Here is a 23,029-nt window from a genome sequence, read left to right on the forward strand (position 1 = left end):
TTTCCAGGCAAGTTCTTTCTCCTTATATAGAAAAGAACTCATACTGATACTTTCACTCAACCGGTCAAGATAATTGTCGTCAGACCGGACAGGTTAATTGTCGTCTAATAGTGCTTTGATTCACCACAGCGACAAGGGCTCCCAGTATGTCTCTATCCGTTATACGGAGCGACTTGCCGAGGCTGGAATAGAGCCGTCGGTTGGCAGTAAAGGAGATAGCTACGACAACGCACTGGCCGAAACGATCAACGGGCTTTACAAGACTGAATTGATTCATAAGCAAGGGCCTTGGAAAAACAGGGAATCCGTTGAATTGGCGACGTTGAACTGGGTGTTCTGGTTCAATCATCAGCGTTTGCTGGGACCTATCGGCTATATACCTCCAGCAGAAGCTGAGGCACAATACTATCGGCAGTTAGCCAACTCGGATTCTGCCAGTGTTACTTAAACCAAATAGCCTCCACAGAACTCGGGGCGATTCACGGCGTAGCCCTGCAACCATTGGTCGATCGCCTAACCTGGCATCTACTGCAGGGCAACACGCTGCATGCCGATGAAACACCAGTTGTGTTGACACCAGTTGCACAATTGGAACCCGGTCGTGGCAAAACCCGTAAAGCTTACCTGTGGGCCTACCGCAGCAATGACCTTGAACCCGGGCCGCGTATCATCGTCTTCGACTATCAAGCTGGCCGTAGCGGTCAGCATGCGCGGCACTTTCTGCAAAATTGGCAAGGACACCTGATGGTCGATGACTATGCTGGGTATAAAGCACTTTTTTCCACAGCCACATCGCCTTGCGTCGAATTGGCCTGCTGGGCGCATGCGCGACGCAAATTCTTCGACCTGCACCAGGCCAATGCCAGCACGATGGCATTGGCAGCGATACAGCGCATCAGCGTCTTATACGCAATCGAAGCAGAAGGCAAAGACCTGAGCATCGAAGATCGTCTGCAACTGCGGGCAGACAGAAGCCTGCCCGCACTGCATGCATTGCATGACTGGCTGATGCAAACCCGTAGCCAGACCGCAAATGGCGGCGGCTCCGCCAAAGCACTCGACTATACCCTCAGACGCTGGCCAGGTCTCATCCGCTACGCACAAACCGGCTCTCTTCCGATCGACAACAACCCGGTGGAGAACACCATCCGCCCGATCGCAATCGGCAAAAAGAATTGGCTATTCACCGGATCGGAACGTGCCGGTCAACGCGCCGCTGCCATTCAAACCTTGTTCGGTACCGCGCAACTCAACAAACTCGATCCCGCCGCATGGCTTGCAGACACACCCGCCAGACTACCCACCTGGCCCAATAACCGCATCGATGAATTGCTGCCGCTTACACCAGCATTCATTCAATCACTTAAACAGCAGGAAAGATAGGTGGGGGCGCTGGACGGTTACTGAATTCCGAAATCTGGTTTGGATGCACATCAAATTGTTTAACTAACTCAGCTAGGGTCGTATCACCCTTGATTTCAGATATTGCCACCTTGGCTTTGAATCCCGCTGCGTGATTCCCTCTCATACGCTTGCTCTTTTTTGCCGCAAACTTCACTGCTTTAGATTCAGCAAGATTAGCACTTATCCGACTGTCAAAATTTGCTAGCCCACTTCTGTTGCCGGCAGGATTGGTAACCGGCCCGTTGCGGTCATGACCAAGGTGTTCAGCCATCTCAGCTTCCCATGCGCGCTCAACCAGTTTCCTGGTGAATGGCTTAAGCAGACCATGCCCACCTACCAAATCCTCGGGTTTCTAATAATTAGCCCAAATTAAATATGATCGTCTTCATGCCGTAAATCTAACTGTCACGCTTAATTCAAGTGTTCTACATGTCTTCATAGTACAAAATAATTTTGAAAATTCAAAGAATTAAGTAAGTTAATTTTTTGATGATTCTTAATAAATCACGCCTCAATTTTGTTGCCGTCGAGACATCTGCAGCACACCCTTTTAGCTTTCAAAAATATTTTTATTAGTAAATCGTACTTCATGGAGCATTTTGATATGAAAGTAAAAAAAATTATGTGCGTATTATCCTTTATTCTTTCCTGCGGATGGGGAACCGTGAGTGCTGGCGAAACTATCGATGTCATGGCACTCCATTCGCCATCAGCAGGGAGGGTGATTAACGAAGAAAATATTGTGCATGCCATTATTAATACCAACACAGTATTTAGAAATAGCGGTATCAATACCCGGTTGCGCCTGGTTTACTCAAGTTCCATTAATTTTCATGAGACCGACTTTCCGGATTCTGATGTGGCGCTGCTGGCCATTCAATCCAAAACTGATGGGATTGTAGATGAGATTCACGCATTGAGAGATGAGAACGGCGCAGATTTAGTCATTCTTATCGTCGATGCTGTTGGTGTTTGGGAGGGATGGACCAGGGGCGATGCGAACGTTTTATACCGAAACGATCCGAGTTTATCCGAGTATGCGCCATTCGCAGTGGTGGATTCGCAGGTGCTGGATGGCACCGCTTTTTCTCATGAAATTGCGCACGCTATGGGCGCTCACCATGATTGGTACGTTTCCGCCAAGAAGAAAGTTCCCTATCCTTATGCGCGAGGACATATCAATAGGGATGAAGGGTGGCGCACGATTATGGCTTATGAGCAAGAATGCCTAGATCAGGGAATAAAGTGTCCACGAATCCCGTTCTTTAGCAATCCGGATATTGATTATAACGGGGTGCCTACAGGAATAGCGGTTGGCACCAATACCAGCTGCCAGAATGGCGTGACTGCTATACTTCCTTGCGATGCCAATGATGCTTTGGCGCTTACTCAGACTTCGCCAACAGTTGCCGGATTTCGTGAAGAGTTTTGGGAGATGTTCGATCATCCCACGCCAGTATCTCCTGAGAATGGAGCGGTATTGACAACGTATTCTCCAAAATTCACATGGACGCAAAATCCACAAGCATCGCATTATGCGCTAATGGTCGGATTGTCCCCTAAAGGAAGTGGTTTTGCTTTTATGGGGCAAAGCGAAAATGTATTGCTGTATAAGCAGTATAGTGCGGCGGAGATCTGCGCGGATGGCGTATGTGAAATTACTCCACGCATGAGCAACTCGGATGGCCGTCATTACTGGAGTGTATGGGCGGGAAACGATAATGGATGGAGCGTATGGTCAGATCCGGTTGACTTCACTCTCAACTCCAGCGTAATGAAGGGGGCAATCGATGTGGAGCCCCTGTCTCCTGCTTCAGATATTGTAGTTTCCAGGAATCCAACTTTTGTCTGGAATCCTACGCAAGGCGACCCAGGCATTCCAGATGCTTCGGAATACCGAGTATCGGTTTGGGATCGTATAAAAAAACAAACGGTTTATTATACAGATTGGATGCCAGCCACTTCTGTTTGCGGAAGCAGTGCAATATGCCAGACGACTCCGGGCATCGCCTTAAGCGCTGGCAGAAAATACTTATGGAAGGTGAAAGCGCGAGGACTGTATGGTGAGGGACAATATAACACTCGCCTCTACTTCAAGGTTGAATAAGTTGAGTTTCCCCATGCACCTTGGCCAGCGCATGGGGAGTCGGGATTTATTTATCCCATGAGTAATTCGAAGTAGTAACCAAAATAATCGTGTTTCCATTTAAATATCTCGTTTGGAACCGATGGGCTGTGATGCTGCAGAAGTTCGGCAACTTCAGTAATTTCTGCCTCGTTTACCGGACGAGATTGATATGCCGTTCTTTGATTATCAGTAAGTATCGGATAGAGTTTGAGCAAACTTGAAATGACCCCGGCTTTTGCTTGTAAGCTGAGGCAAGCAATCAGGCTATAAGGGGGCGCATTGTGTTTACCGTAACCTCCATGAGAATTAAATACAAAATTTCCCAAGCTATACAATGTCCATGTGACACCCATACGCTCTATGCCACCAAGCATATGGGCACCGTGGCCAATAATAAGATCAGCGCCAGCGTCTGTCAGGGCTCGTGCTATGCGTGTTTGTTCCGAGGTTTGCCATTTATAATTTGTTCCCCAGTGTGGATAAACAATTACAAATGATTCCGGTGCCTTGTTTTTCAGCTGGGTAATCTGATCGCTGATACGCTTGACACCCAGCCGATTTACACCCGCCAAAGATTTTTTAGCATAAAAATTATACTGGTTCTTATAGATGGGACGGTACTCGAAAGCACCGATAATCACGAGTGGTACAATCTTGTCTCCAAAAACAATTTTTTTTTGGTACGGACGCCGGGCATCCGCAGCCGTAGCGCCCGCGCCAAACCATTCGATTTTGTTTTCTTTCAGGCTGTTTAATGTTTCAGGTAAAGCTTCTGCCCCGAAGTCAAGCGCATGATTATTGGCGAGCGAGACAGCCTTGATATTATGCTGCTGAAGCACTTTGGGGGACTCAATCGGATCCGACCAATGAATATATTTCTTGCTTCCCTCAAGCGGAGAATGTTTTTGTGAAGTCAGTGGCGTTTCAAGATTGACTATTACCAGATTGGATTCTATCAATAGGGGCGATACACCTTGCAGGGAATAGGCACGCCCTTTTGATTCAATGAGATGCTCACCATCAAGTTGAGCCTGATAATTCTCGCCAAAGCTTGTATCGCCCACGAAAGTAATGAGGTATTCAGTCATCAGAATATTCCGAATGTAAGTATTTTAGAATGTGTTGAGAAATAAATATTGTCTATTAAAATCCAGTTTTTTAATCTGTTGCCTGGTCTTTTCGTAGAATAACGGTATTGTTTCGTAGCGTTAAGGAACCTCTGAAAAACAAACATTCTGAACGGCAGTCACTCAAAAACTGACCACTACTTCAAATAGTGACGCTGATTTTTATGAAAACAGCCGTTCCTCTCTGGAAACAAGCTCATTTACTGGCTTGTTTTCAAATTTCAGACGCAACAAGACATCGACGTTCATAAGCATCACCACGGATGACGTTGGCAATGGCTGTCAGGAAGGTCAAACGGGCCGCATTTTTGGCCAGGCCGCGATAGCGATTTTTAGCATACCCAAAGCGGATTTTGATATCCCGAAACACGTGTTCGACTTTGGCGCGGCGTTTCGCCAGCTCACGGGCGGCACCGCGCAGTAGTTGAGCCGCCCCGGAATCGTCTTTCGTGAGCCTGGCCAGTTTGCCCGGACGCATCGCGATCACGCAGGCCGGAGGGTTTTCCACCAGCATCTCCGGGCGTTTATCCAGCCCCTGATATCCGGCATCGCCATGGACAAACTGTTCCTCGCCATGCAGCAGGGCGGCGGCTTCGGCAACGTCGCTGACATGCCCCGAGGTTACTTTGAGCGTATGCACCAACCCGGTTTCATGATCGACGCCGATATGAAACTTGCTGCCGAAAAACCATTGATTGCCCTTTTTGCTGGAATGCATTTCTGGATCACGCGACCGGCTTTTATTTTTGGTTGAAGTCGGCGCGGCAATCAGGCTGGCATCGACGATGGTGCCGGCTTTCAAGAACAGCCCACGCTCACTCAGTGTTTGGTTGATGACTTGGAAGATCTGATCCATTAACCCGTGTTTTTCCAGTAAATGCCGAAATTGCAAAATAGTGCTTTCATCCGGTACGGCTTCCAGACGAATGCCGCAAAAACGGCGCAGTGATTCAATCTCATACAGCGCATCTTCCATGCCCGGATCGGAATAGTTGTAGATAATTTGCGCAACATGCGCGCGCAGCATCAATTCCAGGGCAAATGGTTTGCGGCCACGCCCATTGCCTGGCGCATAGTGTGGCTCAATAACATCAATCATAGCCTGCCAAGGCAATAACCCGTCAAGTTGATCGAGAAACTTCTCGCGGCGCGTGACTTTGCCCTTATTGGCGTATTCGGCATCAGCAAAACTCATCTGTTGGTAAGGTTTCATGAATAGCTTCTCGAAAAAGTTTGATGCAGAATTATATCGGTGATCGGTTATTGATCAGAGGTTCCTTAAATGCGATACATATAATTACCAGGAATCACCATTGCTTTTAAATCCCGGAGACATGGCTTTGCTTGTAACCTGGGTGTGTATACGCCATTGATTATCAGCATCAGGCCAGCGGACTATAGAGCTTTTTAACCGGAGATGGTCACGCCAGTGATCCGTGCTGCAAACTTTACTGCCGCAATCACCCCAGGAGAATTGTCTGACCAGCTTGCCTCCAGTATCGCGCAAAGTCAGGGTGCCGCCGATCGGATTAAGACGAAATCCATTGGTTGCGGTTGAGCGCTGAATGATCGTGCCGCCGAATTCGCCGGTCGGTATACCGCCGCCGAATACAACCAATGCTTTACCAGATGCTAATTCACGACCTAATGGAAAAAGGTGTACCGCCTGCTGGTTAGCGTCTTCAAGTGTCCACCCAGTCAGACAGACTGGCGTATTGCCTGTGTTTACTATCTCAATGAACTGTTCATCTTTTGCATGGAAAACGCCATCGCGGTTAGCGTCACCCATAGCGCCCGCAGGCGACTCTGCCATGATTTCGTTAAAAACGATCCCACCTGATTCATTTGCTGTACTTGATAAGCATGCTGGTTCTGTTTTTGGAGCGAACAACAGATAACCAGCGGAAGCGATAACCTGCTGAACATCATGTTCTGCGCCAGGAGCCAGGAACAATTGCCATGCAAAAGATGTGTGCAGCTTACGAGCAAGGGATTGTCCGGTTTCAAAATAATGCTGGCCACGGGCGAGTCTGTGACTGCCCTGCGCCATGGCGGCTGGCGTGTTGCGCACATTCCGATCCTGACCAGGACCTTTGGTATCGTTCGTACCCAGCAGCAACATGAGTGGCGATGAAAGAAGTGCATCTGGATTAACGCTTTCAGTTGGACTGCCGTGCAAACTGTAAGGCATGCCGAATTTTTTTCGATTGTCTGCGACGGGCAAGGTATACCAGCCCGCGTTCGCAGCCACGGCGCCAAGCACACGTGCGCAGGGAATGAATGTCAGCATCCGATGCGTAAACTGAGCGCCCGCACTGTGTCCAAACAGGTAATAACCCTGCTGATCGCCGCCAAGCGCCAGCCGGACTGCTTCAAAAACGCGCTCAATTTCCTGGTACAGAAAAGCCTCCGGCTTAAGATAGCGTCCTTCACGTTTTGCCTGGACGCCTGTGCGCCCATGCTTTGTGATGCCCAGCGTGTAATCTTCACTGTCAGGGTAATATCGGCGGGAGAATTCAATTGCTATGATCAACGCTTGATGCCGTTCAGCCACTGGGGCGGCGACTTGGGCATAGTAGTCGGCATTTCGTTTGATGCCATGCATCACAAACCATATCGGTCCGTGTACGGAATCGAAACTGCTTGGCCGGTAAATATAAACATTCAGGGAGTGACCATCGCGCGTAACAAATCTGGTTTTTTTAAGTCCGGAATTGATCAGTGCTGTTTGCGCGTGTTTCGGATCGGGCCAACGCGCAGCCGTCACGCCTGCCGGGCCAGTGATGCGGTTGCAGGTTGCATTGTCTACGCTATGGGTATTAGCGAAAGTCAAGGGGCACACGAGCATACTGATCAATAGCAGAAACAAACCAGGCCATCGATCAGGTAGCGCGAAATATGGGAGCAACACCGGCATTTAACTTGCTTTGACTGGATCTGGCGCACTATCGATGCAGTTGGTGGTAACAGCTGTACTTTGCATGCTGGCGTCAGGTTGAAATTTTGTGGCCAATTCAGCACCTGTGCGGGCTGCTGCTAATTCAACGATATGACGCAACAAATCACTCCAGCTTAAATCTGCGGCTTGCATCATGATAGCCAGTGAACCTTTACGCGCAAAGATTGCTTGTGTCTGTACGCCTGAAACCATAAGGTCTCCATTGTTGCCGAGGCAAAGATCAATACGCGCATAATCTCTGCACCCCGCGACGCGATAAGCAAGACGAGCGCACTCCCGAATTCGGTCTGCCAAGCTATTATCGATAGGTGCCGGACATTCACGTTTTCGGCTGGCGGCATCAATCTTCAGGATGGGCAAGTATTCCAGATGTGTATTACCAAAAATCGCTACCCGGAATTCCGTACCTGAAATTTTACTTTGTATCAGAATTTCCTGATGGTAACTCAAACGGATATGCGCAATTGCTTCACCAAGGCTACTGATTGTTTTGACTGTAATAGCTGCGTCTGGATCGCTGCGCGGGAAAACACGCAACGGAAAAACCAAATTGTGCGGCGATAAATCTGATTCATCCAGCAGGCGAACTTCCGGAACAGACACGCCCGCTTGTCGCAGAAGAGTGAACAACGCGTATTGATCCTGTAGCCGGGCATGGCTCATGGGATCCGGGCCGGTATACGCCACACCAGCCATTTCAAGCATGGCCGGGACATGAATATGACGGCCATAGCCTTGAATCCCGGTGCTCAAGTTGAGCGCCACGCCGCCCGGCATGCCACTGCGCGGATGAGGAACCAGAAAGTTTCGTAATTCACGCAAAAGAACCCGGTCACCTTCGACAACTTTAACGTTGTAACCCTCGTCACGTAGGGCATCAATCAGGTGTTGTACAGAATTGGATTGAGTTGTATCCGATGCAGCGGGTCCAAGACGTCCGATTGTCCCTGCGAACGAGCGGTTTCGAATTACCGCCACGCGTGGTTTTCGCTGCATTTCTTCGGGTGTTTTGTACAGCGTACTGATGATGACCTCGCCTATATAGGTATTTTGCCAGTCCTGAAACAAGCGGAGATCAAGATATTCTGATACCAGCACGATACCAAGCAGCTGGAGCAGCATTAATTCCGGAAAACGCAGCAGTATGTCCAATACCGCAGGGCTCTTTATCAGTATAAACAGGGTCAGCGCAACAACTATCGTCCAGGTCAGCCGCCAGAAAGCCGACATCAAATTTTCCCGCTCCAGCGTTGCGGCAACAGATTCCGCCATCATGGCCAGAATAATAACCGGGAAGAAAGCCAGACTCCATATTAACTCCGAGCGCAACATGGCACCCATGAACAATGCAGAGATTAAAACACACGCGGTAATTCCAAGAGCCATGGAAACACGCGCATACAACGGCAATCTGGCCCGGCGTATTGTTGGCCGCATAATTATGATAATTCCAACTACGACAACGATTACAATGAGACTTGGCATCACACCGATTTCGTTGAAACCAACCGCGATCAGAACCGACCGGTATCCGAGCATACGCAACCCAAGCGTCAGCCTGGTAATCGAAATCAGCAGCGCCGCGATCGGTAGCATCAGTAAGTAAATTACAACATCACGGTCTGCTACCGGCACCCACGTTAAGGTTAGCGTATTATTCAGCAGAACGCCCAACCGAACCATTTTATCGAGTAACGGCCAATCGGCTATCGGCATCCCCGGCATTGCAAAAATGCGGGACATAATCATCAACAGCGCCAATGAAGCCAAGAAGGCAATAGATGCTAGTGCGGCTCTTCCAAGGTATCCCTTCGATTTCCATGTAAACAGCGGCTGGCGCTGATTGCGAGGCGGCGCTTTATAGGCGCCTAATCTGGGAAGAGAGAAGAGCGGCTCGCTCATGACTTAATGATCCTTCTCGAGAATTGCGACAGTCGCCGAAAGTCCAGGAAGCAGAGACACCGGGGGCGAATCCAATCGTACCCGTACGCTGATTACAGGAGCACCCTTCATTCGCGTGGCGCGTGGCTGAGGAACGGCATCAACCGGTTGTTCGAAATCGGTTGCCACACCAATGGCATCAACCACACCGTCAAATTCCTGGCCAGGATACGATGGCAATGTCACGACTGCCGGATTGCCGATTTTAACGTGATGTATCTGATCTTCATCGATCCAGGCTTCAATCCAGATATCATCACCAATAGACATTAGTATCACGGGCATTCCAACCCTTATCGACCCGCCCGTTTGGATTAGTCGGCGAATAATAGTTCCATTATCCGGAGCGCGAATGAATGTTCCATCCAAATCAGCTTGCGCGCGCTCCAACTGCGCTCTGGCAGCACGCAAATTGGCGTCAAGCACTCCAAGGCGCTGCACACGAAGATTCAGACTGTCAAGATCAAGCAGCGCATTTTGTTTCCCTGATTCTGCGACTACCTTGTTTGCTTGAACTACGTTTGCCAGTGCAGATGCTGTCCGATGATCTGCTTCGGCCTGGCGCATCGTGTCACGCGGAATCAATTGCTTTTCAAGTAGCCCCTGCCGTGCTTTGTAGAAAGCATATGCTTCATCAGCACGGCTTTTCGCTGCTGCCGACTCGGCATGCGCTGCTGCGACCCGGGCATTGGCTTCCTGGAGCTGTGTTTTCCGTCTCAGGCGCTCGTGTTCGATGGCGGATTGTTCCAATATGGCTTCACGTTCGAGTGCGTCGATTTGCGCCTGTATCTGCAGAATTTCCGCGTTGATATGCTGATTTGCCAGACGCGCCAGCACCTGTCCGGCCTGCACCCGCTCACCTTCACTGACTTCGATCGCCGCCAGCATGCCGTTGAAGCGCGTACCAACTTCGGTGATTTGGCTTCTTACTACAGCATTGCTTGACAACACATGTTGTGACTGATATCGCAGCCAGCTCCATGTAAATACGACTAATGCGAGCAATATGCCAACGGCAATGAGTCTCAGGATTCGGCGTCTGTAAAACAGACGGGGCACCATCCCGGTGTCTATGTCTCTCTCTGCCGATAAATAAGTGTGGGTGGAATCCGGGGTACTTAAGGGAATTTCAGCGTTTGAAACATTCTTATTGCGTATACTCTTGGAATTTTTCATAAATTCTGCGCTAATTCAGTGTGTTAATTGAAGCGTCATGAGAGTTGAGAAACCGGCTGTAATGAATCATGCCTTCAATGTGCGGGATTTCTCTGGAAAGATCAGCCAGAGAATGACTGATACCGGCCAGCTCCACAAGACTAACCAGCGATTGCATTCCATGCGCCCTGGCTTGCGCCTGCATGGCCGCAACCCAATTACGCGCCCGCTCAATACGCGTTATACCTTGTTGTTTATTAATACGTTCGCTGCTGAACAAATCCTCAGACTGCTCCGTATCTTCAGTGCCGACTAACACCATTACGGGCACTTTCAAGTAACTCTCCGGGTTAAAGGACAATCCAGGCAGGCTGGAGGCGGAGCGAATACCATATGGGAACTTCTGTGTTGGATCGGGAAACGTATACCAGCCTGCGGCGCTGACAACGGCGCTATCAACACGGTGCGGATGAGCCATCAGATAGCGGTGCACAAACTGAGTGCCACCGGAATGGCCAAACAATCGGATATGGGTGGTATCAACACCGGTCATCATATTCAGCTCCGCCAGGCAACGGTGCAGGAACAGATCGGCGCGCTGTCCCCGGCCTATACGACCCAGGCGCTGGTAATCAGCGTATTGCTGATCGCTGAAACTGGGTGCCAGCAGCGTAACGCGGTGTATTAGACGACAATTAACCTGTCCGGTCAGGCGACAATTATCTTGACCGGTTGAGTGAAAGTATCAGTATGAGTTCTTTTCTATATAAGGAGAAAGAACTTGCCTGGAAAACATATCACTCATCAACAGGAAGCTATTTATATGAAGAATCGTCAGATAGGGCATGGTCAGGGGACAGCGGCTGCGAAAGCGGGGGTAAGTATCCGCAGTGGCCGCAGGATTGAGAAGGGTGTGCGGGTGGAGAAGTCGCAACGGCAATGGCGCACGCGCCAGGATCCTTTTGAGCTGGTTTGGGAGACTGAATTGGTTCCATTGCTGCACGGGGAACCTGAACTGACCGGGACTACGCTTTGGGAGTACCTGGATGATCGATATCCCGGCCAATACCCGGAGAAATTGCTCAGAAGCTTGCAGCGCCGTGTAAAACACTGGCGGGCAACGCAAGGTCCCGGTAAGGCGGTCATGTTTTGCCAGTCGGTACCTGCCGGGCACCAGGGGTTGTCCGATTTTACCTGGCCGCGCACGGCAATTACGATTGCAGGCAAACCATTTGATCACCTGCTGTATCAGTTTTGTCTGGCTTATAGTCATTGGCGCGCGGTTCATATCATCCGGGGCGGGGAAAGTTATAGTGCATTGGCCGATGGATTGCAGACCGCCTTGCATAAACTGGGCGGCGTGCCCAGGGAACATCGCACCGACAGCCTGAGTGCCGCATACGTCAATGCGAGCCAAAAACAAGAACTCACGCAATCTTATGCGGCGCTGTGTCAACACTACGGCATGAAGCCTACGGTCAATAACCTGGGCGTCAGTCATGAAAATGGCGCCGTAGAAAATGCCCATGGTTCGCTCAAACACCGGATTGAGCAGGCGATCAAACTGCGGGGATCGGCGGATTTCGACAGTGTGGTTGCCTACCGCCGTTTTCTTGAACGGATCGTCGATAAGCTCAATCTGCGCTGCAGGGGGCGATTGGCGGAAGAGCAATCGCATCTCCAGCCACTGCCACGCTACCGCTTCATGGACTTCAGTGAACTGACCGTCAAAGTGACCACCAGTAGCACCATAGCGGTAAAACGGGGGCTCTACAGTGTGCCATCCAGACTCATTGGCGAGAACATCCGGGTTCATCTCTATCACGATCGTCTGGAATGCTTTGTCGGCCAAACACCGGTCATTACATTACCGCGCGCGTATCCGAAAACGCCGGAAGGACGCGCCCGGCGCATCGATTACCGTCATGTGATTCATGCATTGGCGGCAAAGCCACAAGCCTTTCGCTTTTCCCGGCTGCGGGATGATCTGTTGCCAACGCCACAGTATCACCAGCTGTGGGCGCGGGTACAACAACAATTTGATCCCGGACTCGCTTGCAAATGGATGGTATCGGTGCTGCGTTTTGCCTACGACTATGATTGCGAGAGCCAGTTGGCCGCTGAATTGTTGCAACAACATCCGCTACCTGAACTGCAAACACTGCAAAAGCGATTTCTGCGGCAGCATGCGCCGCAGCCGGACATCCCAATTAAACAACACACTGCGGATACCTACGATCAACTCCTCAGCGGAAACTGGGCAACACAAGGAGGCAGCTCATGTCTGAATCGCTCCCACTGATGCTCAAGGAACTCAGACTCCCTGCCTTTGGCCAGCATTACCGGCACTTCCAGGATCAAGCCGCAGAACACGCCTGGAGCTACAGCCAATATCTCGCCGCCCTGTGCGAACAGGAAGTCGCCCAGCGCTTCCAAAGCAGAATCAGCAACTGGACGCATGAAGCCAGACTGCCGCGCGGCAAAAGCTTTGCCACTCTGGCGCTGACCGAACTGCCTCAAGCCGCTCAGAAAAAAATCATTACGCTGCGCGACAATACCTACTGGGCGAGCCAGGCAGACAATGTGTTGCTGATCGGCCCATCCGGTGTCGGCAAATCACATGTGGCGGCAGCATTGGGGTTGCATTTGATTGAACAAGGCATTCGCGTCAAATGGATATCAGCTACCGCACTGGTTCAACTCCTGCAGCAAGCCAGGAAAGAACTGGACTTGATGTCCGCCATGACGCGGCTGGATAAATACCGTGTACTGATCGTTGATGATATCGGCTATGTCAAAAAGACCGATTCGAAACACAGGTATTGTTTGACTTCATTGCCCATCGCTATGAAAGCGGAAGTCTCATCATTACTTCAAACCAGCCTTTTAGCCAGTGGGATCAAATCTTCCCTGACACCATGATGACTGTTGCCGCCATCGACCGGATCATCCATCACGCAACCATCATCGAAATCGACAGTGAAAGTTATAGGAGGAAAAACCAGAAAAAATCATGAAGTAGCTAATAAACTCAACCGGCCATCATAATTGTCGTCAAAGCGGCCAAGATAATTGACGCGAGATAGCGGTGGCGCTCGCATGTGGGTACGAGCACTTCGGCCTGTTTAATCCAGCTGTTCCGTGATATGCCATGAACTGAAACCAGGACGGTCGTATCTGCGGTGCCGGTAGTCGGTAAATAGACCAGGTATTCAGACAGTGGATCGGTCCTCAACGATCTGCGCAACAATTGTCCGCAGGGTAACGACCATTTCGGATGAATCTGTTTACTGACCATCTTTTTTTGAATGATTAGATTGTTGCAGTATCTGTCTGAGTTTAGGCAGAAACCCTGGGGTTTTTTTTGTTTCAATGTGGGGCTGCGCTCCGGCAGCAGGAATATTCATCGCACGCTCCGGTGTGATGGCCAACTCGCCTCGATCATAAACGGGTATATGGCGTGCCGCAGCGGTCTCGCGAACCTGCGAATGCTGTGCATCCGCAAGAATTTTCATCGCATTTTCGGGGGTAGCTAGTCCTTCCCGATCATAAACAGGCAAATGGAGCGCTGTAACAGTTTCACGAATCTGTAGCGGGGCGGCTGAAATAATGCCGCTGATAGCTACTACCGGTGGTTTTGCATGTTTTCTTAGAAAGTTGACGCCTGCACTGGCCCCCATTGAATCCTGAGAAGCCATCAGAATACCCGACACGAGCGAAGCAAACACCGGCGATTGTAGTAATGCCGATGTTTCCTGCTGAAATACGCCGTCTGCGATTTCGAGCACCATGGCATCCACATTCTCTCGTGCAATATGTCCCATTAATGTCATAAGCAATGAGTCGAGTTGCTCCAATGAGATCATATAGGTGGTGGCCATGCCTGCGTCGGTAAAATCGAGCACCGGCGAAGCGCCAGCGTCCTTGAGCAGCCAAAAATCGCCACCGGCACCTGTTCCGGTAATTTTTGCATACCCAACGCGAAGCCCGGCGGCAAGTAATCCACGAACAAGGTAAGCGCAGCTCTGCGTTTTTCCGGAATCCATGCCTGTTCCAACAACAGCGATTGTGACAGGCACGGGGGTATCGAGTGTGCTGATCGGAGAAAGGGCATGGTCGCGTAGATTGATACGTCTGTTATCGGCATCCCCCAGCAAATCTATGGGGGTGATATGTGTTGGGCCTTTCTTCATGTTGACATGCCAGGATACGGCACGCGAGGCAATGCCACCGCCTGCCACCAGATGACAAGGCCCGAGCGTTTCAGGTACTACTGACTCGAACTGATTGGATGCATAGCGATTCCCATACGCAACGACGATCTCATCACCCGGAAAAAGCTGCTTGCGTCTGCCGCTGGGCAGTTGAAGGCCGGGATGTTGGCCCAGATAATCGACGGATGCCAGCACAAGATCACCTGGGCATGGCGTGCCTTCAGGCGGAAGCAGCGCTTTTACGGCATCCCGGGAAACACGGCGGGTGGTAAATGCCCAGGAAGCGTTTTGAATACGTACTATATCGTTAGAGTAATACATTGATTTCCTCCAGGAGAGACTCATCGAGCTCGGCCACATCCGCCTTTAACCGTAATCGTGCCATCAGATAATCGTAATAGGCGACAACCAGATCTCTGCGAGCTGAGTAATACTGCTGTTGCGCGTTCAAAACATCAATTTCTGTTCTAATGCCGGCCTCCTGTCCAAGAATGGTGGAATCCAATCGGCTTTGACTCGACTTGAGTGCTCTTCTAAGCGCACCAACCTGAGCGACGCCGTTAGTGAGATTCAAATAATGTTGCCGCACCTGTAACGCAATCAGACGTCTACTGTTTTCCACCTCTTCTTGCGCTTTGTTGCGGTTGGCAAATTTTTCTCTTGCCTTGGATTGCGTTGAAAACCCATGGAAAATAGGTATTCGGAGTTCAATGCCGATAGTTTTTGATTCAAAATCCAGGCCACGGGCGCTGACAACAAACGGGTTATCTATCTGATTGTTGTACTGTCCAACCAGATCCAGTGTCGGATAATGGGCTGATTTGGCTCGGGTTGCTTCCTGCCTGGCAATATCGTATGAATCGCCCCGGGTTTTCCGGAGATAAAATGATTTGAGAGGAGGAGTATATGAAAAATCAAATTAGTTATTCACCGGAAGTCCGGGAGCGAGCAGTAAGGTTGGTATTCGAGCAGCAAAAAGAGCATGAATCGCAATGGTCATCGATCAAATCGATCGCATCGAAGATTGGCTGCACAGCGGAAACATTGCGAGCATGGGTAAGAAGAGCGGAGACGGATCGAGGAATTCGAGGCGGGTTGTCGACATCGGATCGTGAGCGGCTCAAGGAATTGGAACGGGAGAATCGTGAATTAAAGCGGGCTAACGAGATATTACGGAAGGCATCCGCTTATTTTGCCCAGGCGGAGCTCGACCGCCGACCGAAATGATGATGTTATTTGTTGATAGAAATAAGGTGGAATATGGGGTCGAGCCGATCTGTAAGCAAATACAGATTGCCCCGTCGACTTATTATGAGCACAAAAGGCGGGAGAGAGATCCGGATCGATTGCCCGGTCGCGTCAGGCGGGACACGAAGCTGGCACTCGAAATACAGCAGGTTTGGGAAAGTAACTTCCGGGTTTACGGTGTTCGTAAAGTATGGCGGCAATTGTTGCGAGAAGGCATTAGCGCTGCGCGTTGCACCGTCGAGCGATTGATGAAGACACTTGGGATACAAGGCGCCAGGCGTGGTAAAAAGTGCCGGACAACGATTGCAGATAACTTACTTGCCTGCCCAACAGATAAGGTTAACCGACAATTTGTGGCGACCCGGCCCAATCAATTGTGGGTAGCGGATATTACCTTTGTTGCAACGTGGATGGGATTTGTTTATGTAGCTTTTATTACCGATGTTTTTGCCCGGTATATTGTTGGTTGGCGAGTCAGCCGGTCATTACATACCGATCTGGTGCTCGACGCATTGGAACAGGCATTGTGCGCACGGCGCGAAATTAAGGGATTAGTCCATCATAGCGACCACGGTAGTCAATACTTGTCGATTCGCTATACGGAACGCTTGATACAAGCCAATATTGATGCTTCTGTTGGTAGTGTTGGTGATTCTTATGACAATGCACTCGCCGAAACAATTAACGGATTATACAAGACCGAGGTCATACGGCACCGCGGCCCCTGGCGCAATATCGACGATGTTGAGTTTGCAACCTTGGAATGGGTAGATTGGTTCAATAATCGCCGATTGTTGGAGCCGATTGGAAATATTCCGCCGGCAGAATTTGAAATGGCCTATTATCGCCAACCAAGAGAGTCAGCCGTTGCGGTTTGACTCAAGGTAAATAGTCTCCGGAAAAACCGGGGCGATTCAGTATGCGAATTGCTGCACCCTTAATGCGATATTTTTTTGCTCGGCCAAAGAAACCCACTCATCCATGGTTCCCTGAGGCAGCGCAAGCGGACCAGAGATAATTTTATCTATATTGATATCAGGTCGCATCTCTGGAAAACGATTAATAATACGCTGCAAGTTGTGCCTGCTGATCTCCAGCATGTTCCTTGCAGCTATTTCCTGGGAGATAGCCAAATCGTAGCGGGATTCGGCTTCATCCATATCTACTATGGTGCCAAGACCGGATTCAAGGTTATATTTCATTTGCTCAAGCTGCCGTTCAAATGCTTTTGTCTGGGATTCCAGCACACCAACATTGGCCTGCGCGGTCAGCATATCGAAATACGCCTGGGTGATCCGCAAAATCAAATCCTGTGCAGCCAGGACAAATTGTGCGGCTCCTTGTGCGACTTCATTTTTTGACTGCTGGTAGATAATGATATTTTCAATGCGGAACAATGGCTGAACCGCAGTAACGACTATGCCACGATTTCTGATGAGAATATCACTATCAAGTCGGTCGGTATCAAGATACACGTTTCGTGCTCTGCCCGTGAAATCAATGCTTGGAAGCAATCCGGCCCTGCCCTGAGTCAATCGTTCCTGACTGGCAGTGTAAGTGTGCCGGGCGATTTTATATTCCGCATCATGCTCCAGCGCTTCACGATAAATGGTAATAAGACTCTCCGCGCCCAAGGGCGCATGTATGAAAATACCGATTATAAGAATGATTATCTGATAGCTTAAATTTTTCATGAATAATCGGAATGATTGCTGAAATTGGGCTCGCGTTAGCAACAACATTAAAAGCAAATTAAAATCACAGTAGACTGTTTCTTACATTTTTGTATGAATATGCATATACGGCTTGTGAAAGTTGGTGGTTTAATATCCGCTGGGTAGCTACAGAATCATCTGTCACAACAATGCAGTGATGGTGACAGGATTAGGGGGGGTGTATTTAAGAATGCAGCATTTTAAACAAAACCAAGCGAGAACAAAAAATACTGAGACACCGGCTTAACACAGGGCGATTATCCATTTACACACCTTTTACACCGAAAACGATGAGCCACAGCCACAGGTGGATGCTGCGGAGGGATTCTTGATGACAAACTGTGAGCCTTGGGCATTCTCTTGATAATCAATTTCCGCGCTGATTAAATACTGGAAACTCATCGAATCCACCAATAACTTTACGCCTTGATTTTCCATCACGAGATCATCTTCATTAATAGTTTCATCGAACGTAAAGCCGTACTGAAAACCAGAACAGCCACCACCACTAACAAATACACGTAAATTCAATGCCTGATTGTTCTCTTCATTAATCAATTCCTTAACCTTACTGGCCGCACTATCAGTAAAAACCAGCATGGGCTTTACTCCACTTACTATTTCAGGATCTGTTGATTCTTGATTCATTTTATTTGTCCTCGCCTGACTAGAATTAACTTACATTAAGCAAACGATTTACTCTGCTTCACTTTCACCCTGTACGCCCTGCTTCAGGCTCGCTTCGATGAATACTTCCAGATCCCCATCCAGCACCGCCTGGGTATTTCCCACTTCGACATTGGTTCGCAAATCTTTGATACGCGATTGATCCAGTACATAAGAACGAATTTGGTGACCCCAGGCAATGTCAGTTTTGGAGTCTTCCACGGCTTGCCTGGTTTCATTACGCTTTCTCAGCTCTGCTTCATATAGACGGGATCTGAGCATATCCATCGCATCAGCCCGATTACGATGTTGCGAACGTCCGCTCTGGCACTGTACTACGATACCCGATGGGGCGTGCGTAATTCTGACAGCTGAGTCAGTTTTGTTGATATGCTGCCCCCCCGCTCCTGAAGCCCGAAACGTATCTACCCGTAAATCTGCAGGATTGATATCAATTTCGATACTGTCATCAACCTCAGGATAAACAAAAACGCTGGCAAATGAGGTATGACGCCGATTACCGGAATCAAATGGTGATTTTCGCACTAGCCGGTGCACACCGGTCTCTGTTCGCAGATATCCATAAGCATATTCTCCACTGATTTTAATGGTTGCGCTTTTGATACCGGCAATCTCTCCTGGTGATTCTTCCAGTACTTCCACCGCAAATCCACGCCGTTCACAATAGCGTAAATACATGCGCTCCAGCATCGCTGCCCAGTCTTGCGCTTCAGTTCCACCTGAACCCGACTGAATATCCAGGAAGCAGTTATTGGGATCCATCGGATCCGAGAACATGCGACGAAACTCCATCGCGGCCAGACTGGTTTCCAGCGAGGCAACATCCTTGGCAATACTCTGAACGGCCGCCTCATCTTCTTCTTCCTGAGCAATCTGGAGAAGCTCTTGCGCGTCTCGCAGTTGAGTATCCGCAAATTGAAAGGTATAAACGATGGTTTCCAGCGACTTCTTCTCTCGACCGATTTCCTGCGCACGCGCGGGCTCATTCCAGATCAAGGGATCCTCAACCAGCCTTTCCAGTTCACTCAATCGTACCTGTTTGACTTCGAAGTCAAAGATACCCCCGTAAAATATTGCTTCTCTGCCTAAGATCCTGCAACTGCGATTTCAATGCATTTATTTTTTCTGTTTCCATATTGGTTTGATCATTTGATTAGTGTGTTTGCTTATATCAAGCAACCTTGACAACAAATACTCAGCCGAAAAACATCAATGTTCTTCTAGTGAAGTCAGATTGGCGTAAGCCATCGAAAGCCATTTGGTGCCCAGCAGGCTAAAGTGCACCTGGACTCGCAAGTCTTCACCGCTGCCTTCGCAGTTGATGATGGTACCGTGACCAAATTTTTGGTGTGATACTCGCTGGCCAATTTGCAACCCAAACGGCTGTTCTTGTAAAGCAGAGGAAAATTGATTGGCAGTCCGCTTTTTGCTGGACGCTATTGAACCTGCCCCCTTCGTATACCCACCTGAAAACTCGGAGGGAATAGATTCTCTATCTGGGCATAACTTTTTAAGCAGATTCCCTGGAATTTCTGTCACAAAACGCGACGGAATATTTCTGTGTATCTGCCCGTGTAACATGCGGCTTTGTGCATACGTGAGATACAATCGTTGCTGAGCACGCGTGATCGCCACGTACATCAAGCGCCGTTCCTCTTCCAATCCTCCCTCTTCCTTGCGGCTATTTTCGTGTGGAAACAGCCCCTCTTCCAGGCCACAGATGAATACCGCTGGAAATTCCAGTCCTTTGGCGGCATGCACCGTCATCAACTGTACCGCATCCTGCTGATCGCCTGCCTGATGTTCCCCTCCCTCCAGCGAAGCATGTGCAAGAAAAGCTGGCAGACTGTCATCCTCTGACTCATGTACAAAGCTGGTAGCAGCGTTGATCAATTCCTTCAGGTTCTCCAGTCGTTCACCACCTTCCCTTTCAGACTGATAGTGGGCATTCAACCCACTTCGGCGCTCGATCAGCGACACTATCTCGGGTAATGGTAATGATATAGAGGCCTCACGCATGGATAAAATCAGATCGACAAATCCGCTCATTCCCCTACCAGGTAACTGATTTTTTCCACGAACAGCACCCACACCTTCTTTATGTTGCTGACATGCCATTTGCCATAAACTGGTATTGGCCACCCTCGCTTGATCCTGCAATTGCTCCAATGTGCGCGCGCCTATTCCGCGTGTCGGAAAATTAACGATACGCATAAAGGCATAATCGTCTTCCGGGCTGACGATCATCCGTAAATAAGCAAGCATGTGCCTGATTTCCTGACGATCAAAAAATCGCATGCCTCCATAAACGCGATATGAAATCCCCGTATTGAATAGTTGATGCTCGAGCATCCGTGATTGAGCATTAGAGCGGTAAAGCAGGGCAATATTCGATAAGGCCAGCCCTTCGGCATGCAAAGCTTTTATTTCATCAACAATAAATGCGCTCTCGTCACGATCCGTAAAAGCATGATAAGCCCGAACCGGCTCACCTTCTCCTGCAGCCGTCCACAGATTTTTACCCAAACGTCCGGTATTGTGCTGAATAACCGCATTCGCTGCTTCCAGTATATTGCCTTGCGAACGATAATTCTGTTCCAGTTTGATGACTTTGGATATGGCAAAATCCTTTTCCAACGCCTGCATATTACCGGCATACGCTCCCCGAAACGCGTAGATACTCTGATCATCGTCACCGACCGCAAAGATTACATTGTGCTCCCCTGATCCATTGCCAGACAACAGCTTCAGCCATTGATACTGCAATCGGTTGGTGTCCTGAAACTCATCAACCAGAATATGACTGAAGCGATCACGATAGTGGTCACACAGTATCGGGTTACGCGTCAGCAATTCATAACAGCGTAACAATAATTCCGAAAAATCAACCCAGCCATCGCGCAGGCAGATTGTTTCATACAGTTGATAGCACTCAGTTAGTTTGTGTTCCTGACTATCTTTTGGTACGACCTGACTTGCACGCAACCCTTCTTCCTTAGCATGATTGATAAACCACTGTATTAATCTGGGTGGATACGCCTTCTCATCCAGAGAATGGGCCTTGAGCAGTCGTTTGATGACTGCCTGCTGATCGGTTATATCCAGAATCTGGAACCCCTGTGGCAAACCAGCTTCCTGATAGTGTGAACGCAACATACGGTTACACAGGCCGTGAAACGTGCCCACCCACATATTCTGTGGAGGGACAGTCAACATTGCGGATATACGCGTCAGCATCTCGCGTGCCGCTTTATTGGTAAACGTTACCGCCAGAATATTGTGCGGATGTGCCAGATTTGACTGCAACAGATAAGCAACGCGAGTAGTTAATACTCGAGTTTTACCGCTGCCAGCACCTGCCAGCACCAGTGCAGACTGATGTGGCCAGGTAACTGCTTCAAGCTGCTCGGGATTTAACCCGGAAAGAATGGAGCTCATAGATGCGGGCGGATAAGTAGAAAAATGCTTACTGCCTGCTAAACAACAGAAAAAAGAACCGGTTATTTCTTGCTTCTAGTGACGATATCCAGAATCAATGGCGTCAAAATCAACTCAATAGCCATACCCATCTTGCCCCCCGGTACCACAATGGTATTAGGGCGTGACATAAACGAGTTATCAAGCATACTCAACAAATAAGGAAAATCTACTCCACGAGGATCACGAAAACGAATAACCACCATGCTCTCATCCAATGTTGGAATCTCGCGGGAGATAAATGGATTGGAAGTATCTACTGTTGGAACCCGCTGAAAATTAATATGGGTGCGTGAAAACTGAGGCGTAATGTAGTGAACGTAATCATGCATACGTCGCAGGATGGTATGGGTTACGGCTTCAGCAGAATAGCCTCTGGCTTTGGTATCACGATAAATTTTTTGTATCCACTCAAGGTTAACAATAGGCACAACACCAACCAGTAAATCCACATATTTTGCGACATCGGCAGTTTCACTTTTCGCCCCACCATGCAGTCCTTCGTAAAACAACAGATCCGATCCTGGCGCGATCGATTGCCAGGGTGTAAATGTTCCTGGTTTTTGATTATATGGTGCAGCCTCTTCCTCATTGTGAAGATAAAGGCGTCGCTCACCCTGCCCTTTTTCGCCATACTCTCTGAAGAGAGTTTCCAGTTTTTCAAATTCATTGGCTTCCGGGCCAAAATGGCTGATAGGACGTCCACCTGTTTTCTCTGAATCAGCAACTGCCTGTTTCATCGCTTCACGGTCGTAGCGATGAAAACTATCCCCCTCAACAACAGCGACATTCAGATGCTCGCGGCGAAAAATATGCTCAAAACTTGATTTAACCGTAGATGTGCCCGCGCCGGATGAGCCGGTTACCGCGATAACAGGATGTTTTTGCGACATAGATAATTCTCCCTGGAATAATAGTAAATGATGTCAAATACTGACAGCTCGGATAGTGACAAACCAAAGACTGAATGATAC

Annotated in this window: 18 protein-coding genes, 3 pseudogenes and 1 other annotated feature; of the genes and pseudogenes, 7 read left to right on the forward strand and 14 right to left on the reverse strand. The window is 49.2% G+C overall.

All coding sequences use genetic code 11. From position 1 onward, the window contains the following. The first annotated feature begins 115 nt into the window (after positions 1 to 115). Positions 116 to 448: pseudogene (locus tag IPG31_08155) on the forward strand (transposase). Between the two features lie 35 nt (positions 449 to 483). Then, positions 484 to 1,383, forward strand: a pseudogene (locus IPG31_08160) (IS66 family transposase). Here IPG31_08160 and IPG31_08165 read toward each other — a convergent pair. Then, positions 1,364 to 1,675, reverse strand: coding sequence for a hypothetical protein (locus IPG31_08165; protein MBK6618321.1), 312 nt, complete (start codon positions 1,673 to 1,675; stop codon positions 1,364 to 1,366). The pseudogene IPG31_08160 and the gene IPG31_08165 overlap by 20 nt on opposite strands. Positions 1,676 to 1,993: 318 nt before the next feature. Between IPG31_08165 and IPG31_08170 the strand changes: the two genes are divergently transcribed. Further along, positions 1,994 to 3,511, forward strand: a complete 1,518-nt coding sequence (locus IPG31_08170; protein ID MBK6618322.1) for a hypothetical protein — start codon at positions 1,994 to 1,996, stop codon at positions 3,509 to 3,511. Between the two features lie 50 nt (positions 3,512 to 3,561). On the opposite strand, the gene IPG31_08175 is transcribed toward IPG31_08170, so the two are convergent. The 6 genes from IPG31_08175 to IPG31_08200 all read right to left on the reverse strand — a co-directional run bounded on the left by IPG31_08175 (position 3,562) and on the right by IPG31_08200 (position 11,192). Next, entirely contained in the window at positions 3,562 to 4,620 is a 1,059-nt protein-coding gene (locus tag IPG31_08175) for a CapA family protein (protein ID MBK6618323.1), read from the reverse strand. Positions 4,621 to 4,873: 253 nt separating this feature from the next. Continuing rightward, positions 4,874 to 5,872: an IS5 family transposase gene (locus IPG31_08180; protein MBK6618324.1), complete on the reverse strand. Its 999-nt coding sequence runs from the start codon at positions 5,870 to 5,872 to the stop codon at positions 4,874 to 4,876. Between the two features lie 84 nt (positions 5,873 to 5,956). Next, the gene (locus IPG31_08185) at positions 5,957 to 7,492 is read right to left on the reverse strand and encodes a lamin tail domain-containing protein (protein ID MBK6618325.1); all 1,536 of its coding nucleotides are present in this window, start codon (positions 7,490 to 7,492) and stop codon (positions 5,957 to 5,959) included. 84 nt (positions 7,493 to 7,576) lie between these two features. Then, a complete protein-coding gene (locus tag IPG31_08190) occupies positions 7,577 to 9,520 on the reverse strand; it encodes a hypothetical protein (protein ID MBK6618326.1) in 1,944 nt (647 codons plus the stop codon). A 3-nt stretch (positions 9,521 to 9,523) separates the two neighbouring features. Continuing rightward, positions 9,524 to 10,735, reverse strand: coding sequence for an HlyD family secretion protein (locus IPG31_08195; GenBank protein ID MBK6618327.1), 1,212 nt, complete (start codon positions 10,733 to 10,735; stop codon positions 9,524 to 9,526). A gap of 10 nt (positions 10,736 to 10,745) precedes the next feature. Next, positions 10,746 to 11,192, reverse strand: coding sequence for a hypothetical protein (locus IPG31_08200; GenBank protein ID MBK6618328.1), 447 nt, complete (start codon positions 11,190 to 11,192; stop codon positions 10,746 to 10,748). Between IPG31_08200 and IPG31_08205 the strand changes: the two genes are divergently transcribed. The 3 genes and pseudogenes from IPG31_08205 (at position 11,184) to IPG31_08215 (ending at position 13,731) form a co-directional block, all read left to right on the forward strand. Continuing rightward, on the forward strand, positions 11,184 to 11,402 hold the full coding sequence (locus IPG31_08205) for a hypothetical protein (GenBank protein ID MBK6618329.1): 219 nt from the start codon (positions 11,184 to 11,186) through the stop codon (positions 11,400 to 11,402). The two genes, IPG31_08200 and IPG31_08205, sit on opposite strands and share 9 nt — an antisense overlap. 135 nt (positions 11,403 to 11,537) lie before the next feature. Further along, complete coding sequence (locus IPG31_08210; GenBank protein ID MBK6618330.1) at positions 11,538 to 13,016, forward strand: IS21 family transposase; 1,479 nt, start codon at positions 11,538 to 11,540, stop codon at positions 13,014 to 13,016. Then, positions 12,995 to 13,731: pseudogene (locus IPG31_08215) on the forward strand (ATP-binding protein). The gene IPG31_08210 and the pseudogene IPG31_08215 overlap by 22 nt, the downstream one beginning before the upstream one ends. A 270-nt stretch (positions 13,732 to 14,001) precedes the next feature. Here IPG31_08215 and IPG31_08220 read toward each other — a convergent pair. Both IPG31_08220 and IPG31_08225 read right to left on the reverse strand, forming a co-directional pair. Beyond that, complete coding sequence (locus tag IPG31_08220) at positions 14,002 to 15,249, reverse strand: DUF1611 domain-containing protein (protein MBK6618331.1); 1,248 nt, start codon at positions 15,247 to 15,249, stop codon at positions 14,002 to 14,004. Then, positions 15,236 to 15,778: a TolC family protein gene (locus IPG31_08225; protein ID MBK6618332.1), complete on the reverse strand. Its 543-nt coding sequence runs from the start codon at positions 15,776 to 15,778 to the stop codon at positions 15,236 to 15,238. Before IPG31_08225 ends, IPG31_08220 begins: the two co-directional genes overlap by 14 nt. A 56-nt stretch (positions 15,779 to 15,834) precedes the next feature. Here IPG31_08225 and IPG31_08230 point away from each other — a divergent pair. Further along, a protein-coding gene (locus IPG31_08230; protein ID MBK6618333.1) for an IS3 family transposase occupies positions 15,835 to 17,054 on the forward strand; the annotation gives its coding sequence in 2 pieces (ribosomal slippage) (positions 15,835 to 16,120 and positions 16,120 to 17,054; 1,221 coding nt in all). Further along, positions 16,113 to 16,229 (forward strand) — a sequence feature (AL1L pseudoknot). It overlaps the preceding gene by 117 nt. Positions 17,055 to 17,090: 36 nt before the next feature. Here IPG31_08230 and IPG31_08235 read toward each other — a convergent pair. The 5 genes from IPG31_08235 to IPG31_08255 form a co-directional block, all read right to left on the reverse strand. Then, entirely contained in the window at positions 17,091 to 17,870 is a 780-nt protein-coding gene (locus tag IPG31_08235; protein MBK6618334.1) for a TolC family protein, read from the reverse strand. Between the two features lie 297 nt (positions 17,871 to 18,167). Further along, the gene (erpA, locus tag IPG31_08240) at positions 18,168 to 18,539 is read right to left on the reverse strand and encodes an iron-sulfur cluster insertion protein ErpA (GenBank protein MBK6618335.1); all 372 of its coding nucleotides are present in this window, start codon (positions 18,537 to 18,539) and stop codon (positions 18,168 to 18,170) included. Positions 18,540 to 18,587: 48 nt separating this feature from the next. Beyond that, positions 18,588 to 19,713, reverse strand: a protein-coding gene (prfB, locus tag IPG31_08245; protein ID MBK6618336.1) for a peptide chain release factor 2 whose coding sequence is annotated in 2 segments (ribosomal slippage) — positions 18,588 to 19,631 and positions 19,633 to 19,713 — 1,125 coding nt in all. Because the reading frame shifts where the segments join, the coding sequence is not laid out codon by codon here. Positions 19,714 to 19,787: 74 nt separating this feature from the next. Next, positions 19,788 to 22,016: a UvrD-helicase domain-containing protein gene (locus IPG31_08250; protein MBK6618337.1), complete on the reverse strand. Its 2,229-nt coding sequence runs from the start codon at positions 22,014 to 22,016 to the stop codon at positions 19,788 to 19,790. A gap of 62 nt (positions 22,017 to 22,078) precedes the next feature. Continuing rightward, complete coding sequence (locus IPG31_08255) at positions 22,079 to 22,948, reverse strand: phosphoribulokinase (GenBank protein MBK6618338.1); 870 nt, start codon at positions 22,946 to 22,948, stop codon at positions 22,079 to 22,081. Positions 22,949 to 23,029 lie beyond the last annotated feature (81 nt).

Origin of the sequence: Nitrosomonas sp. (genome assembly GCA_016703745.1) — a bacterium.
Classification (GTDB): Bacteria; Pseudomonadota; Gammaproteobacteria; order Burkholderiales; family Nitrosomonadaceae; genus Nitrosomonas.